The following is a 16,343-nucleotide window of genomic DNA, read 5'->3' on the forward strand; positions in this document are numbered from 1 at the left end:
CTTGCGGCCATTTAAAGACAAGCAAACTCTCACAAAAAACATTCAGAAATTGCGCATCCAAACGGGGATGAAAGTGAGCCGAATGTTCTTCCTGGCCTGTAAAGAAAAAATAGACTTTCAAGAAAATCAGAATAGCAAAAACGCTCCCGAGGGGGCAAATAAGACACATAAACAATGGATTTATTACGATTTATAACTGCCGGCAGCGTTGACGATGGAAAAAGTACTCTGATAGGACGTCTGCTGTACGATACCGACTCCATTAAAGTGGACCAGCTGGAAACAATTCAAAGGCAGAGTAAAAATAAATCTGAAGGGGAAATAGACCTCGCGCTCTTTACAGACGGTCTCCGTGCCGAGCGGGAACAAGGCATTACTATTGATGTAGCCTACAAGTATTTCTCAACTGACAAGCGCAAATTCATTATCGCCGATGCTCCCGGTCATATTCAGTATACAAGGAATATGGTGACCGGCGCATCAAACTCCGACCTGATCATCATTTTGATAGACGCACGACAGGGTGTGGTTGAACAGACGCGGCGTCACAGCATCATCGCTTCACTCCTCCAGATTCCCCACGTAGTGGTAACCATCAACAAGATGGACATGGTCGATTACTCAGAGGAAGTCTATAACTCGATCGTCGAAGAGTACTCAAAGATGGCCGGGGCACTCAACATGAAAGATGTGCATTTCATTCCGATTAGCGCCCTGAAGGGAGATAACATTGTCAATACTTCAGGCAGCATGCCCTGGTACGAAGGCGAAACGCTTCTCAACCTTCTCGAAACGATCAATGTGGTGAATGATATCGATTTCAATGAATCACGCTTCCCCGTACAATATGTGATCCGGCCCCAATCAGAAGACCTTCACGACTACCGAGGCTACGCAGGCAAAGTGCTAAGCGGAGTCTACAGGAAAGGCGATGCGGTAACGGTACTCCCCGACGGCATTGACTCGGTGATAGAAGCAGTAGAGGTTCACGGCGAGGAAGTGGAAGAAGCCTTTGCTCCGCAGAGTGCCGTCATCCGCCTTAAAGATGATATTGATATCAACAGAGGCGACCTCATCGTGACTAAAAGCTCGCGCCCCAAAGTGTCGCAGGAAATCGAGGCCACCATCTGCTGGATGGACAATAAGCCGCTCCTGCCCGGAAACAAATACCTGTTGCAGGTGCAAAGTAAGCGGGTAAGATGCGTTGTAAAAGAAATCAACTTTAAGCTTGACGTGAACACACTCGAAAAGCAGGAGAACGTTGCACAGGCCTCCCTCAACGACGTGGTCCATGTTACGATCAAGACCGCTTCTCCTATTGTTTTTGACAGCTACAACTCCTTAAGGGCAAACGGCGGGGCCATCCTGATTGATGAAACGGCCCATACAACCGTTGCAGGCTGTATGCTGGCGTAAAGGCGGGCTTGCTTTTACTACGGTAAAGTGCAGCCAGGCAAGGCATTTCCTTCTGCTTGTTTTCAGCCGGCGGCAGGCCGGTGAGAGCACGATCCGTGTCTTATTAAGACAAGTGAAACTACTTATAAGAGCAGGTTTTTGCCTGCTCTCAGCTTTTTTGCAGCCCGGTAACCTGTTATGCCCTGGTCCTGAACCACAGGCCTGCGCGCGGCAGAAGCGACACCATCCCTATTGGCAGCCAGGCCTTAGAGCAGCTTTCGACCAGATGGTTAGAAGCACAGTGAAACCAAAGATCAACGCTTAGTACTTTTATAGAAGCTTGCACCACCCGGGAACCATAGCAGGGGCGTATCTGCTCAGCAAAAGATTCGTACCCTATTCGCCCCATGGCTGAAATCCAGCCGCTATTAACCCACCATTAAGCCACCTTGTAGCCACCTTTTGCCGATAAAGGGTAGCTAAATGGTAGCCGATCGGCTACTTTAGAACTGTTACATATCTAATCATTCACGGGGCATGTGCGAACCATTCACGGGCCAGTCTCTGACGCTTTTTATGCTAATGCCCGTCCTGAACATAGCATGAAAACTGCTGCAAGATCTCCCGCACACATCAAAGATAAGACATAAGATCCGTTCTGCTCGCTAATTCCTTTATTTGTTAAATAGTACCAAGTGTCGGCATTTTTCGTTATTTTGGTATTACACAGGCAACTATGGACCCTTCTAATGGTAACTATTCGTATCTCATCAATAAAATTGATGAGTTTATCCGAAAATACTACCTCAACAAGATCGTGAGAGGCTCCATCTACCTGTCCGCTGCTCTCTTTACGAGTTATCTTATTATCACCTCACTAGAGTACTACGGCAACTTCGGAGGACAAATAAGAGCGATGCTATTTTTCAGCTTTCTGGCAGTCAACCTCAGCATCGCTTTTCAACTGATATTAAGGCCGCTACTCGCTTTAAACCGGCTTGGAAAGGTATTGTCACACCATGAAGCTTCAGAGATTATCGGGAAACACTTTTCAGGTGTAAAAGACAAACTTCTCAATACGCTGCAATTGAAGAAGCTGGCTGATGAAAATCCTGAACAGCGGGCGCTGATACAGGCGAGCATCGACCAGAAGATCGCGCAGCTTGCTCCTGTACCCTTTAGCTCGGCCATCAGGATAAAAGACAACAGGAAGTACCTCCGGTTTGCAGTGCCCCCTTTATTAGTCATTATACTCATTGCCGTGACCGCTCCTGCCATATTCAGCGAGGGCACGGAGCGAATTATCAACTACGACCGAAAATACGTTAAGAAGGCTCCGTTTCGCTTTATAGTCCTCAATAAGGATCTGTCGGTAGTACAAGGAGAAGAGCTTGAACTTAAAGTAAAGATGGAAGGCGAGGAGATTCCTCAGGATATCTATGTTGAAGAGGAACCCAATAGCTTCAAACTCGAAAAAGAGAACCTGGTGCGGTTTCATTATACATTTCGAAACGTTCAGAAGACGAAACAGATACGGCTCTCTGCACATGGGTACCGCTCTGAGCCCATTGAAATAAGGGTTAAGAAGAGACCGGCATTGCTGGAATTTCAGGTACGGCTCGACTACCCCGGGTACCTGAGAAAACCTGCGGAGAGCCTGGCCAATACCGGTGATCTGACTGTGCCTGAGGGAACTCGTGTCACGTGGAACTTTAAAACGGAAAATGCCAGCAGGATGCTTTTCGGGGCTGATGCGAAAACGTCAGTGCTTAAACCGCTTCCGTCCGATTTGTTCAGGCATAGCATTATCGCCAGGAAGAACAGTGATATTCTGTTAAAGGTAAGTAACAATGAAGCTGAGTCGAACGACTGGATCAGCTATAAGCTCAAAGTGGTGCCAGACCTTCGTCCGTCTATCGAGGTATCAGTGCAGAAAGACTCCATAAATAACCGCTCTGCCTATTTCACGGGAAAAATCACAGATGATCACGGCTTTTCGGGACTGAAATTTCATTACCGGGTACTTGACAGAGACAGAAAGAGTGCATTCAGAACCGAGGGGATCGGGATAGATCAGGATCAGACGGAAAACAGTTTTTTCTATGCCTGGGATGCCCGCAAGAAAGGTATTCAGAGGGGACTGGATGTTGAGTACTTCTTCGAGGTGTTTGATAACGACGGCGTGAACGGCCATAAAAGTACCCGGACAGAGGTGAGGGTACTTAGATTCGACTCACAGCAGGAAGTTGAGCGGAAGATCGACAAGACGTCGGAAGACATAAAAGACAAGATGGAGAAGGCCATCAGGTATGCGAAGACGATTGAACGGGATGCGCAGAAGATCAACAGGAACTTACTGTCCAAAAAGAGCCTGTCGTTTGATGAAAAAAAGCAGATCGAGAATCTGCTTCAAAAGCAAACCGAAATGCAGCAAATGATCAGTGAGATCAAGAAGGAAAACAGCGAAAACCTTTACAAGCAAAACGACCTGCACAACCAAAAAAGGGAGATACTGGAGAAGCAAAAGCAGATTGAGAACCTCTTTGAGAACGTACTGGACGAAAAAACAAAAGAGCTGCTAAAGAATATCCAGGAGCTGCTGGATCAGAGCAATAAGAGTCAAACTCAGCAGGAGTTATCGAAGATGCAGATGGATAACAAGTCGCTGCAGAAAGAACTTGACCGGATGCTCGAACTTTACAAACAACTGGAATTTGACCAAAAGCTGTCGGCAACGGTAGAAAAGCTGAAGAGCCTGGGAGAAGAGCAGCGGAAGCTTGGCGAGGAAGTTACGAAAAGTCCGTCCGACAAAGAGAAGATGAGTACGCGGCAGCAGGACCTGAATAAGAAATTCGGAGATATTAAAGAGAACTTGAACGAGCTGGACAAGAAGAACAGCAGCCTTGAACAAAAGAACTCTTTTGAGAGTCCTAAGGGGGACCAGGATGCCATAGAAGCCTTGCAGGCTTCGAGCACAAAGAATTTGCGGAACAAGGACGCAGGCAAAGCGGCAGAGAACATGAAGCAGGCAGCGGCGCGAATGAAGCAGCTTGCAGAGCGGATTGAAAAGCAACAGGAGGAGAGTGAGAGCCAGGAACAGGCGTTCCATCTTCAGGACCTGCGTCAGATCCTGGCTAATTTGCTGAGGTCATCTTTCGAGCAGGAAAACGTGTTAATGAATGTGAGAAATACAAGAACGTCTGATCCAGCGTTTATTAATCATATAAAAAAACAAAAAGATGTAAGGGACAATCTGAAATTAGTACAGGACAGCTTATATTCGCTTAGTAGAAAAGCGCCGCAGATCGAAGCTTTTGTGAACAAGGAGATCGAGTCTATCAATACCAACATCGGCCGGGCGCTGGAAAATCTTGAAAAACGCAACATACTGGAAGCCAATAAAGATGAACAGTACGCTCTCACTTCGATAAACAACCTTGCACTGATGCTGAGTGAGGTAGAAGAAAAGATGCAGAATGCAATGAAGAGCGCCCGACAAGGCGGAAGCGGCAAACAAAAAAGTTTGTCGCAGCTTAGTAAGATGCAGGAACAGCTGAACAACAATATGCAAAAAGCCAGGGAACAGCTAAAGCAGCAAGGGCTCAAAGAGGGACAGCAGGCCAGCAAGGGTCAGCTTACTGAACAAATGGCGAGAATGGCGCGCGAGCAGCAGCTGATCAGACAGGCGTTAATGGACGTAAACAGAGACCTGAACAAGGACGGAAAAGGCCGGCTTGGCGATCTGGATAAATTAACCAAAGAAATGGAACAAACTGAGACCGATCTCGTAAACAAACGTATAAGGCAGGAAACGATGCTCAGACAGCAGGAGGTTCTGGGGAAACTTCTCCAGGCCGAAAAAGCTGAACGGGAACGTGAAACAGATAGTCAGAGAGACAGTAAGGAAGGTCGTGACCAAAGCACGGTCTACAACTCGGTGTTGGATAATTTTAAAAAAATAAAACAACGCGAGACTGAACTTCTTAAAACAGTTCCTCCATCTTTAAGTTTATTTTACCAATTGAAAGTTGGTGATTATTTCAGACATTTAGATTCAAAATAATGATATGACAACGAATCGGGTTGAGATTTCAGAAAATACCGTGTTATACACATTACAATTACCATCGAAGCTTGAAAGCGTGGTTACGATGGAGAATTTCATTGATAATCTTAAGGAAGAATATGAGATTCCGGACGATACCTACGCGAACGTCTTAACTTGCATGAGCGAAGCTACGATGAATGCCATCATCCATGGCAACAAACAAAGCGATACCAAGAAAGTATATATCAACCTGGAAGTGCATGATAGAAAAAGACTTCAGTTCACCATTGCGGATGAAGGTGAGGGATTTGACTACGACCGCCTGCCAGACCCAACAGCGCCGGAAAACATTGAAAGCCTTACCGGACGTGGGATTTACATCATTAAGCATCTCGCAGATCAGTGTATCTTCAATATGAAGGGCAATGAAATCGAGTTACACTTTAAAATTTAATGAGCTATTCTAAAATTTCGTTCTTTTCTGAAGACATATCATTTACGCTGAAAGATAAGACAAAAGTCAGGAACTGGATTCAATCAGCAATCAGAGCAGAGGGTTACTCAACAGGTACTCTCAATTTTATATTCTGCAGTGACAGTTATTTATTGACGATCAATCAGCAGTATCTTAACCACGATACCTATACCGACATCATCACTTTCGACACGAGCGAAGAGGAAAATAAAATAGAAGGCGACATCTTTATCAGCATTGAGCGGGTAAAGGAGAATGCCAAACAGTTCAATACCCAAACTGCAGATGAGCTGCACCGTGTAATCATACACGGCGTACTACACCTCCTCGGATACAAGGATAAGAGCAAGAAAGACAAAGACCTGATGACCCAAAAAGAGGATCATTACCTGAGTACGAGATTTCCTGCATAAGTCAGAGTTGCTTCCCTCCCGCGTGGCCCGCCAATGATCCTTTGCTGGTAAAAAATGGACCTGTAATCCAATATTTTTATGGAACGGCTGTTATATTAATAGGCTAGCAATAATTATTATTTATTTTTGTATACGTTATGACAGCTTTAAAAAGAGTCATAATAGCAGGAGCAAGTGGATTAATTGGATCGCACCTTCTTCAGCTATTATTGTCGGAGGACGATATTGATGTAGTGGTTGCTCTGGTTCGGCGTCCTCTTCCCTTTAGTCATTCCAAACTACAGCAGATTACAATTTCCTTTGAGGAGATCGCCTCGCATAAGGAGATGATCAGGGCTGACGCGGTCTTTTGTTGTCTCGGGTCAACAAGGAAGAAAACGCCGGATTTAAACGACTACAGAAGGGTTGACTATGTTTACCCTCTTGAGCTGGCAAAATTAGCAGCGGAGAACGGGGTGAATCAGTATCACCTGGTATCGGCGCTGGGTAGTGACGTACGCTCTTCAAATACCTACGCCAGACTAAAAGGAGAGGTTGAACAGGATATTAAAAATCTAAGTATCAGGTCGTTACATATTTACAAACCGTCTTTATTGGTTGGTAAAAGGAGTGAGAAAAGACCACTTGAAAAGCTGGCGATTCATTTAATGAACTTGCTGAACCCTTTTTTGATGGGCAGCCTTAAAAAATACAGAAGTATAAAGGCTGAGACGGTGGCGAGAGCGATGTTAAATCAGTATAAAAGAAACAGGAACGGGGTATACTCCTACCCTTCCGATCAAATTAAAGCTTTGGCATGAGTATTCTAGCAGGTGAATTATTAAGTCACTCTTATAACGACAGCTGGTTGTTTAAGAACCAGACCCTTGGTATAGCGCAAGGGCAACGACTTGCCCTTGTCGGAGTCAACGGGTCGGGAAAATCAACGCTGTTGAAGATACTTGCTGGAAGGCTGGTCCCCAACGAGGGAAAGGTGGTAATGGAGAAAGGGTTGCGTGTGGGTTACCTTGAGCAAGACCCGGACTTTGGCAATCAGGTTACAGTAGGTGATTATATCTTCAGTCTGGATAATAAACAACAGCAAGTGATCCGGAGATATGAAGAGCTGCTTGCCTCGGACGATCCAAATGAAGCAGAGCTGCACCGTCTGACCGATGAACTGAGCGAACTTAACGCCTGGGAGTACGAGCATCAGATTAAGACCATCCTGCAGCGGCTGTCTATAGAAAACCAGGATCAGAAGATAGCGAGCCTATCGGGCGGACAAAAGAAAAGGCTGGCGCTGGCCAAGCTGCTTATTGATGAGCCGGACGTGTTCATTCTTGACGAACCGACCAATCACCTCGATATTGAGATGATTGAATGGCTGGAGAGCTTCTTAACAACCGGCAAGAAGACCGTATTAATGGTCACGCACGACCGGTACTTCCTTGACTCGGTTTGTAACTACATCATCGAACTGGACAGGCAGAAGCTTTTCCATTACAATGGAAAGTACAGCTATTTCCTGGAGAAGAAGGCACAGCGGGAAGATGAAGAAAACGCCTCGCTTCAAAAGAACCGAAATCTTCTAAAGAAGGAATTGGAATGGATGAGGAGACAACCGCAGGCCAGGGCTACGAAGTCAAAGGCTAGAATCGATGCTTTCTATGACCTGGAGGAAAAGACAAAAAATGTCAAGTCGGGTCAAAAACTGGAGCTGAGCACCAAGGTGAGTCGTCAGGGAAATAAGATTCTGGAAGTTGATCATGTAAGCAAGTCCTACAACGACAAAGCAATAGTCTCTGATTTTACTTACACTTTTAAGAAGGGCGATAAGATAGGTGTGGCGGGAAGGAACGGCTCTGGCAAATCGACACTACTTAACCTCTTAACCGGAAGCGTAAGCCCTGACACAGGAAATGTGGTCCGCGGCGAAACGACGGTATTTGGTTATTACAAACAAAGCGGACTAGAAACGGAGGAAAACGAACGCGTAATAGATGTAGTGAAAAACGTAGCAGAGTACATTCCTATGGCGGATGGCACCTCGATCACGGCCTCACAACTATTAACATTGTTCCTCTTCTCGCCCGCCAAACAGCACAACTTTGTATCGAAGCTAAGCGGAGGAGAAAAGAAGAGACTTCAGCTCATGCGTATCCTGATGAAGAACCCGAATTTCCTCATACTGGACGAACCTACTAACGATCTCGACATTGACACCTTGAACGTTCTTGAGGACTTCCTTGAGAATTATTCTGGCGTACTGATGCTGGTGTCCCACGATCGCTATTTAATGGACCGACTAACAGAACAACTATTCATTCTTGAGGGAGGAGCGCCGATCAGGATTTACAATGGCAACTACACAGACTATCGGCTGGAAAAAGAAAACGAACAAAAAACAAGGGAACAAAATAAGCCGCTTCCTCCTCCTCCGGCTCCAGTAACAAAGAAAACCAAGCTGTCTTTCAAAGAACAAAAAGAACTCGACTCGCTCGAAGAACAGATACCTCTGTTGGAGCAAAAAATAGAGTCGCTAACCATGGAGCTTAACTCCGGAGCCCTGGAGCACACGGAGCTGACGAGATTAGCACTCGAGATAGAAACAACAAAAGCAAAATTAGACGAGCTCACCTTAAGGTGGCTTGAACTGGAAGAAATAAAAGAAATATAATCTCACCTCTTCGTTCCACGTGGAACGAAGAGGTGAGAAAGTTAGTTCCACGTGGAACAAGGGGGATTATGTTTAAGAAATATGATGTAATAGTAGTTGGAGCCGGCCACGCCGGATGTGAAGCGGCAGCAGCAGCAGCTAATCTTGGATCGTCCGTTCTGCTTATTACGATGAATATGGGCACAATAGCTCAGATGAGCTGTAACCCGGCAATGGGCGGCGTTTCAAAAGGTCAGATAGTAAGAGAGATTGATGCGATGGGCGGCTATTCGGGTATTGTAGCAGATAAGTCTACTATTCAGTTCAGAATGCTCAACCTCTCCAAGGGGCCTGCGATGTGGAGCCCGAGGACTCAGAACGACCGCATGCGCTTTGCAGAAGAATGGCGCCTGATGCTTGAGCGGACGCCAAACATCGACTTTTGGCAGGACACAGTCAATGAAGTGCTGACGCGAGGTGATCGGGTACGAGGAGTACGGACCTCCCTCGGAATGGAGATCGAATCCGACGCTGTTGTTCTCACCAACGGCACCTTTCTGAACGGAGTTATCCATATAGGCGAGAAAAAATTCGGAGGAGGCAGAACAGGCGAAAAGGCGGCCAACGGGCTAACCGAAAGTCTTGTTAGCTTAGGTTTTGAATCGGGAAGAATGAAAACCGGGACTCCCCCCGGGTGGATGGCCGTAGTCTCGACTACTCGAAAATGGAGGAACAGTGGGGAGATGAAAAACGTGGGAGATTTTCCTATACAGACGTTGAGCTTCCAACAGAACAGCGCTGCTGCTGGATCACCTATACCAACCAGGATGTCCACGACACCTTAAAAGAAGGTTTCGAACGGTCTCCCATGTTCACCGGTCGCATAAAAGGACTCGGCCCAAGATACTGTCCTTCCATAGAAGACAAAATTAACCGTTTCGCGGAGCGGGAACGCCATCAGATCTTCGTCGAACCTGAAGGATGGAATACCGTCGAAATTTATGTAAACGGCTTCTCTACCTCGCTTCCGGAGGACGTTCAATACAGAGCGCTAACCAAAATACCGGGCTTTGAAAAAGCTAAGATGTTCAGGCCTGGCTACGCGATTGAATATGACTACTTCCCTCCCACCCAGCTTCAGCTGACTCTGGAAACAAAGCTGGTTAACAATCTATTTTTAGCTGGCCAGATCAATGGCACTACTGGTTATGAAGAAGCGGCCAGTCAGGGATTCATCGCCGGCGTTAATGCTCACTTAAAAATAAGGGATCAGCACGAGCTCATTATGAAGCGCTCAGAATCTTATATAGGCGTACTCATAGATGACTTAGTTACAAAAGGGACAGAAGAGCCGTATCGCATGTTTACTTCAAGAGCAGAGCACCGCTTGCTGCTGCGGCAGGATAATGCCGACGTGCGCCTCTCACCTATTGCCTTTAACTTAGGCCTTATTGGCGAAGACAGAATGAGCAAGGTGAACGAAAAGGTGACGAATTCAGATAGTATCGTAAAATATTTGAAAACGACTTCTATTGCCCCCGGAAGTGTAAATGCGCTGCTTGAAGAACTTGGCACCGCTCCGCTGGGGCAAAATGTCAAACTATTCTCACTGCTGACAAGGCCGCAGGTAACTATTTCAGACCTGCGTAAAGCAGATCCTTATCTGGATAACATTCTTTTACAGCACAACACGGAGACAATCGAACAAGCAGAAATCAAGGTTAAATACGAGAGCTATTTTGAAAAAGAAAATGAGATTGTAGAGAAGATGAGGCGAATGGAAGACCAGATTATCAATCCCGACTTTAACTACAGTAACATGGTGTCGCTCTCTAAGGAGGCTCGCGAGAAACTAATGAAGATCAAGCCCAGAACCCTTGGCCAGGCGTCGAGAATTTCGGGGGTATCGCCCTCCGACATATCTGTTTTGATGGTGCACTTATCCAAGTAACTGAATGACAGCGTGTTAGACAAAAATAAAACCGAGCTCATTAGAAGCGATATAAGAGGATAAAATAAAAAAAGAAGCATAATCTTCATCTGAACAAAAAGTTTGCTTAAAACGCCTATAAATGCCCAAAAACGACACATTTACGTTTAAATTAACTTTATTAACTATTTTTAGCATATTCTTATTTATAATGGGATGTGCCAGCATTCAACAACCCACCGGCGGTCCAAAAGATAAAGAGCCACCCAAGGTATTACGAGAGACTCCCAAGAACTTTACTACTAATTTTAAAAATAAGGAGATTAACATTCTATTTGACGAGTACTTTAAGATTAACAACGAGTCAAAGGAGTTCAGCATGTCCCCTGCCCTCGACAAAACTCCTTACTTCAAGATTAGAAAGAAAGTATTGAATATAAAGTTCGACGATACGCTCGCAGCAAATACGACCTACACAATTAACTTTGGCCGAGGCCTGGTTGATTACAACGAAGGGAACGTGCTGAAAAATTACATCTACGTGTTCTCAACGGGAAACAAAATAGATTCATTAAGTATCACAGGAAAAGTAGTAAACACGCTTACCAAAAAACCAGTGCTCGACGCTACCGTCTTCCTTATACCCACCCGTCAGGATACGATCTTTGGAAAAAGAAGAGCCAGCATTTTCACAACTACAGACTCTTCAGGCAACTATCAGCTTAAATACCTGCGACCCGACACTTACCGCATTTACGCGCTAAAAGAAGAGGGAGGTGACCGGATTTACAACTCGACAAATGAAGACATCGCATTCCGAAACGATTCGATTAACCTTGTCCGAAACACCTCAGACGTAAACCTGGAACTCTTCAGGGAAGAGCCTAAAACATTCAGAATAACAGACAGGAAAATTGAAAAAGACGCGAGAATCACTTATATCCTCAATCAAAAACTAGAACGCCCATCGATCAGAATATTAAAGCCAGCTGAACTAGATCAGGATAAGATCGTTGAATACTCAAGGACACACGACACCCTTACACTGTGGACCAAGAGCATGGACTTCGACTCAATTCAGGTGGCTATTACCGACGGCAACAAAGACCTGGATACGACGGTAATACGCCGGGGCGGACGGGACAAATACGACCGCCTGGTGAAAGTCGCCGACAACATCCCCAACAACAAGATCAAGCCCGGAGGCGAACTGATATTGACCTTCTCACAACCTGTAGGAAGCATTAACCCTAGAAGAATCTCGCTCCTCCAGGACTCTGTCCCCGTAAACGGACTGCGAATTGTTAAAGATAGCCTCTCTACCCGCAAATACATTCTTCGCTATCCCTGGCGGACCGAGCGAACCTATATTCTAAAACTTGACACGAACGCGATCGGAGGAAAATTTGGCGGATACAGCAAGCCTCAGGATAGGACGTTTTCACTTGATGAGCCAATTAACTACGGTAACCTCTCGCTCGCCGTTACTGTGACTGATACTGCCAGGCAATATATTATACAGATGCTGAACGAGCGCGATGAACTAGTAAAAGAAACCATCATCAATAAGAACCAGACAATCAGGTATGTAACCTATCCGCTGGGAAAATATCACTTCAGGATTGTGTACGACGAGAACAGAAATAATAAGTGGGATACAGGTGATGTACGTGAACGGCGTCAGCCAGAAAAGGTAGCAAATCCAGATGTGCAAATCACCCTGCGGGCGAACTGGGATCTGGAAGAAAAACTGGCTATCCCTCCTCCGGGTGGCTAAACCACGATGAATACATGACATATCTTTCCGGTAGTTTTTGCAAAAGTTCGCGCTGCTCTGTCGAAAGCGGTTTAACTTTCTTTGCCGGTATTCCTGCATAGATAAATCCGCTTTCACATAAGGTACCTTCCAGCACGATGGCACCTGCAGCAATAATACAATATTCCTGCACCACGGCATGGTCCATGACAATTGCGCCCATGCCTATAAGCACGTTGTTATGTAATGTACAGCCATGCACAAGAGCACGATGCCCAATAGAAACATTATTGCCTATAACTGTTGGCGCTTTCAGATACGTACAATGAATTATGGCTCCGTCCTGCACATTCACCTGGTCCCCGATCTGAATCGAATTCACATCACCGCGCAGAACAGCATTAAACCAGATTGAGCAATGACTACCTAATGTAACATCGCCAACTATCGTTGAATTCTCAGCGACAAAGCAGTCGTGGCCAATTTTTGGAAGTTTTCCCTTGACAGGTAAAATAAGAGCCATATATTTACAACAAATTAATTCAGTAAAAGCGGAAGTAGCTCAGTTGGTAGAGCATCAGCTTCCCAAGCTGAGGGTCGCGGGTTCGAATCCCGTTTTCCGCTCTTCCCCCGCGTTACTAACCGACTGATAATCAGAACTCATCTAAAGAATAGTGTCCCTCAACTGTTCCTGATGCCCCGGGTAGTCCGTGGTATAATGAAGTCCCCTGCTTTCCTTACGCTTCATCGCCGACCTGATCACGATATACGCAGTTTGAATGACATTCCTTAATTCACAGAGTTTCACAGAAAGCTTCGTATGCTTGTAAAACGCCTCAGTCTCCTCGTACAACAGGCCTAGTCTCCTCATGGCCCGGTCTAACCGGAAATCAGACCTCACGATACCAACGTAATCGCTCATAATTTTCTGTGTCTCCCGAAGGTTATGCGTAACCAAAATGTCCTCGTTCGATAGCTGGGTATTCGTTTCATCCCACTGAGGAATATTATCTGGGATAAGATTGGTCTCGAACTCTTTGACTGCACTCTCATAGATGCGATGCGCAAAAACTGTCGCCTCCAGTAAAGAATTAGACGCTAAACGGTTCGCTCCGTGGAGGCCTGTAGAGGAACACTCCCCGCAGGCGTAAAGCCTGTTTATGGACGACTTCCCAAGGGCGTCAACCAGTATTCCCCCGCACATGTAATGGCACGCCGGAGTAACGGGGATCATATCCCTGGTCATATCTATCCCGATACTCAAACACTTTGCATAGATGTTAGGAAAGTGACTGAGAATCTCTTCCTTGCTACGATGTCTGACATCTAAATAAACGTATTCATCGCCGCTCTTCTTCATCTCGGAATCTATTGCTCTGGCAACTATATCCCGTGGCGCCAAAGATTTCCGCTCATCATATAAATGCATGAACTCATTACCGTTCCTGTCCTTCAGCACGCCCCCGAAGCCTCTTACCGCTTCGGAAATGAGGAATGACGGGTACTCCCCTGGATTATATAAAGCTGTCGGATGAAACTGAATAAACTCCATATTGCGCACCTTTCCTTTAGCGCGATATACCATTGCTATCCCATCGCCCGTAGCAATCGTCGGGTTTGTCGTATTAGAATAGATATGTCCAGCTCCGCCGCTTGCCATCACGGTTACCTTCGACAAGAACCGCTCCACATTGCCGGTCCTGGTGTCTAAAGCATAAATACCGTAACAAGTAATATCTTCTGTCCTCCGGTCGACAAAAACACCTACATGATGCTGCGTAATAAGCTCTACAGCAAAATAATGGGTAAGCACCTCGATGTTTGGTTCCTTATGGATCTGATCAAGCAAGGCCCTCTCGATCTCAAATCCGGTGATATCCTTATAATGCAGCACCCGATGCTCAGAATGTCCGCCTTCCCTCGCCAGATCATAAAAGCCCTGATTCGTTTTGTCGAAGTTAGTACCGTAATCGATAATCTCCTGAATGCGGGCAGGCCCTTCCTTCACTACGATCTCTACCACCTTCTCATCGCATAACCCATCGCCGGCGATCAAGGTATCTTCGATGTGTTTGTCGAAAGAATCCTCTTTATCCACAACTACCGCAACTCCACCCTGAGCGTACTTAGTGTTCGATTCATCCTCGTTTGCCTTTGTAACTATCAGTACCTTACCATGCTTGGCCGCCTTTAGGGCAAAACTAAGGCCTGCTATGCCTGAACCAACAACTAAGAAATCAACATGTCTCATGGAAAACTAATTTGCAAAATGTAATCTTTATTCCACAATGTGGATAAACGGGGTAAAGATGTTAATTTTGTGTAAGAACAAGTTCAATAATTTTTAATAACAATCCTATAGTGTGAATTATGCCCCAAATAAGCGGAATTTTCGGAAAGTTTTCATCACAGAAATCTGGAGTTTTACACTTTTATGAGCTTGCTAGTAATTCACATGAAAAGTCAATGCTAAAAAATTTGAAAAATACATCTGCTTATTTCTTAGCATATTGAATAAATAACACTGTTGATAAATTGTGGATAAAAGGAGGAAAACAGAACATTCAAAAAAATTGTATCACTTCTTCTTCACAATACTAACACCCTAATAAACCATAAGATTTTCTTTTAAAAGAATATTGAATTTTATTGTGATGTCGAGAATGGATATTTTTGAAGAGTTAAATGTGAAGGGCTTTGTTGACGAGCCCATAGATCCTTCGCTGGATCTTTTTGATGAGATAGAAAGAATAAAGAAGGAAAAGAACGCTGTTATACTGGCGCACTATTATCAGGAGCCGGATATCCAGGATATAGCCGACTATATTGGTGACAGCCTTGGTTTATCTCAGCAAGCTGCTAAAACGGACGCTGATATTATTGTCTTCGCCGGAGTGCATTTCATGGCAGAGACTGCGAAAATCCTTTCTCCTGAGAAGAAGGTATTATTGCCGGATCTGAAAGCAGGATGTTCGTTGTCTGACAGTTGTCCTCCTCACCTTTTTTCGAAGTTTAAGGAGAAGTACCCTGATCACATTGTGATCACTTATGTAAACTGTTCTGCGGAGCTGAAAGCACTGAGCGATATTGTCTGCACCTCTTCAAATGCGGTGCAGATTGTAGACAGTCTTCCAAAAGATCAGAAGATCATTTTCGGTCCCGACAAGAATCTGGGCAGATATGTGCAAAAGATGACGGGCAGGGACTTAGTAATGTGGAACGGCGCCTGTATGGTGCATGAGATCTTCTCGAGGCAGAGGATCATTAAGTTGAAAGAGAGACATCCGGAAGCGAAGTTTATCGCCCATCCTGAATGTGAAGAAAGTATTCTGGAGATGGCTGACTACGCCGGCTCAACTACCGGTTTACTGAACTACGCGACAAAGAGTGAAGCGAAAGAGTTCATTGTAGCTACGGAGAGCGGTATAATCCACCAGATGGAGAAGGCTAATCCGGGTAAGGTTTTTATACCTGCTCCTCCCAATAATACCTGTGCTTGCAATGATTGTCCGCATATGAAGAGAAACACGCTGGAAAAACTGTACCTCTGCATAAAAAATGAACTTCCAGAGGTCAGTGTACCGATGGATATTGTGGAAAAGGCGCGAATGCCAATTGAGAGAATGCTGGAGATATCTGCCCGTCTTGGCCTTTAAGACGGAGCTTGGTTATCTCGCTTATGATTGAA

At 45.3% G+C, this 16,343-nt stretch carries 10 protein-coding genes, 1 tRNA gene and 1 pseudogene; 10 read left to right on the forward strand and 2 right to left on the reverse strand.

All coding sequences use genetic code 11. The features are described 5' to 3' along the window. Nucleotides 1-174 precede the first annotated feature (174 nt). From ACES2C_RS06205 to ACES2C_RS06240, 8 genes and pseudogenes are all read left to right on the forward strand, one after another. Nucleotides 175-1,416 carry a sulfate adenylyltransferase subunit 1 gene (locus tag ACES2C_RS06205; protein ID WP_374166123.1) on the forward strand — a complete coding sequence of 414 codons (1,242 nt, stop codon included), beginning with the start codon at nucleotides 175-177 and terminating at the stop codon, nucleotides 1,414-1,416. Nucleotides 1,417-2,131: 715 nt separating this feature from the next. Continuing rightward, complete coding sequence (locus tag ACES2C_RS06210; protein WP_374166124.1) at nucleotides 2,132-5,458, forward strand: hypothetical protein; 3,327 nt, start codon at nucleotides 2,132-2,134, stop codon at nucleotides 5,456-5,458. A 4-nt stretch (nucleotides 5,459-5,462) separates the two neighbouring features. After that, nucleotides 5,463-5,897 carry an ATP-binding protein gene (locus tag ACES2C_RS06215; protein ID WP_374166125.1) on the forward strand — a complete coding sequence of 145 codons (435 nt, stop codon included), beginning with the start codon at nucleotides 5,463-5,465 and terminating at the stop codon, nucleotides 5,895-5,897. Continuing rightward, on the forward strand, nucleotides 5,897-6,331 hold the full coding sequence (gene ybeY / locus ACES2C_RS06220; RefSeq protein ID WP_374166126.1) for an rRNA maturation RNase YbeY: 435 nt from the start codon (nucleotides 5,897-5,899) through the stop codon (nucleotides 6,329-6,331). The genes ACES2C_RS06215 and ybeY overlap by 1 nt, the downstream gene beginning before the upstream one ends. A 137-nt stretch (nucleotides 6,332-6,468) precedes the next feature. Then, complete coding sequence (locus ACES2C_RS06225; protein ID WP_374166127.1) at nucleotides 6,469-7,131, forward strand: NAD(P)H-binding protein; 663 nt, start codon at nucleotides 6,469-6,471, stop codon at nucleotides 7,129-7,131. Continuing rightward, a complete protein-coding gene (locus tag ACES2C_RS06230; protein ID WP_374166128.1) occupies nucleotides 7,128-8,990 on the forward strand; it encodes an ABC-F family ATP-binding cassette domain-containing protein in 1,863 nt (620 codons plus the stop codon). The genes ACES2C_RS06225 and ACES2C_RS06230 overlap by 4 nt, the downstream gene beginning before the upstream one ends. Before the next feature lie 68 nt (nucleotides 8,991-9,058). After that, a pseudogene (mnmG, locus tag ACES2C_RS06235) lies at nucleotides 9,059-10,920 on the forward strand (tRNA uridine-5-carboxymethylaminomethyl(34) synthesis enzyme MnmG). A gap of 121 nt (nucleotides 10,921-11,041) precedes the next feature. Beyond that, nucleotides 11,042-12,676: an Ig-like domain-containing protein gene (locus ACES2C_RS06240; RefSeq protein ID WP_374166129.1), complete on the forward strand. Its 1,635-nt coding sequence runs from the start codon at nucleotides 11,042-11,044 to the stop codon at nucleotides 12,674-12,676. Here ACES2C_RS06240 and ACES2C_RS06245 read toward each other — a convergent pair. Continuing rightward, nucleotides 12,654-13,178: a gamma carbonic anhydrase family protein gene (locus ACES2C_RS06245; protein WP_374166130.1), complete on the reverse strand. Its 525-nt coding sequence runs from the start codon at nucleotides 13,176-13,178 to the stop codon at nucleotides 12,654-12,656. The genes ACES2C_RS06240 and ACES2C_RS06245 overlap by 23 nt on opposite strands. Nucleotides 13,179-13,206: 28 nt before the next feature. Here ACES2C_RS06245 and ACES2C_RS06250 point away from each other — a divergent pair. Further along, nucleotides 13,207-13,279: transfer RNA gene (locus ACES2C_RS06250), tRNA-Gly, on the forward strand. Between the two features lie 40 nt (nucleotides 13,280-13,319). On the opposite strand, the gene nadB is transcribed toward ACES2C_RS06250, so the two are convergent. Beyond that, nucleotides 13,320-14,906, reverse strand: a complete 1,587-nt coding sequence (gene nadB, locus ACES2C_RS06255) for an L-aspartate oxidase (protein ID WP_374166131.1) — start codon at nucleotides 14,904-14,906, stop codon at nucleotides 13,320-13,322. A gap of 412 nt (nucleotides 14,907-15,318) precedes the next feature. Here nadB and nadA point away from each other — a divergent pair, with 412 nt between their 5' ends. Continuing rightward, complete coding sequence (nadA, locus tag ACES2C_RS06260) at nucleotides 15,319-16,311, forward strand: quinolinate synthase NadA (RefSeq protein ID WP_374166919.1); 993 nt, start codon at nucleotides 15,319-15,321, stop codon at nucleotides 16,309-16,311. The last annotated feature ends 32 nt before the right edge of the window (nucleotides 16,312-16,343 follow it).

Origin of the sequence: Arcticibacter sp. MXS-1, assembly GCF_041902385.1 — a bacterium.
Classification (GTDB): Bacteria; Bacteroidota; Bacteroidia; order Sphingobacteriales; family Sphingobacteriaceae; genus Arcticibacter.

What these genes read in the sequence shown, in the direction of transcription:
- ACES2C_RS06205 (WP_374166123.1), top strand. Translation starts at nt 175, where the DNA reads ATGGATTTATTACGATTTATAACTGCCGGCAGCGTTGACGATGGAAAA.
- ybeY (WP_374166126.1), top strand. Translation starts at nt 5,897, where the DNA reads ATGAGCTATTCTAAAATTTCGTTCTTTTCTGAAGACATATCATTTACG.
- ACES2C_RS06210 (WP_374166124.1), top strand. Translation starts at nt 2,132, where the DNA reads ATGGACCCTTCTAATGGTAACTATTCGTATCTCATCAATAAAATTGAT.
- ACES2C_RS06230 (WP_374166128.1), top strand. Translation starts at nt 7,128, where the DNA reads ATGAGTATTCTAGCAGGTGAATTATTAAGTCACTCTTATAACGACAGC.
- ACES2C_RS06225 (WP_374166127.1), top strand. Translation starts at nt 6,469, where the DNA reads ATGACAGCTTTAAAAAGAGTCATAATAGCAGGAGCAAGTGGATTAATT.
- nadA (WP_374166919.1), top strand. Translation starts at nt 15,319, where the DNA reads ATGGATATTTTTGAAGAGTTAAATGTGAAGGGCTTTGTTGACGAGCCC.
- ACES2C_RS06245 (WP_374166130.1), bottom strand. Translation starts at nt 13,178, where the DNA reads ATGGCTCTTATTTTACCTGTCAAGGGAAAACTTCCAAAAATTGGCCAC.
- ACES2C_RS06215 (WP_374166125.1), top strand. Translation starts at nt 5,463, where the DNA reads ATGACAACGAATCGGGTTGAGATTTCAGAAAATACCGTGTTATACACA.
- nadB (WP_374166131.1), bottom strand. Translation starts at nt 14,906, where the DNA reads ATGAGACATGTTGATTTCTTAGTTGTTGGTTCAGGCATAGCAGGCCTT.
- ACES2C_RS06240 (WP_374166129.1), top strand. Translation starts at nt 11,042, where the DNA reads ATGCCCAAAAACGACACATTTACGTTTAAATTAACTTTATTAACTATT.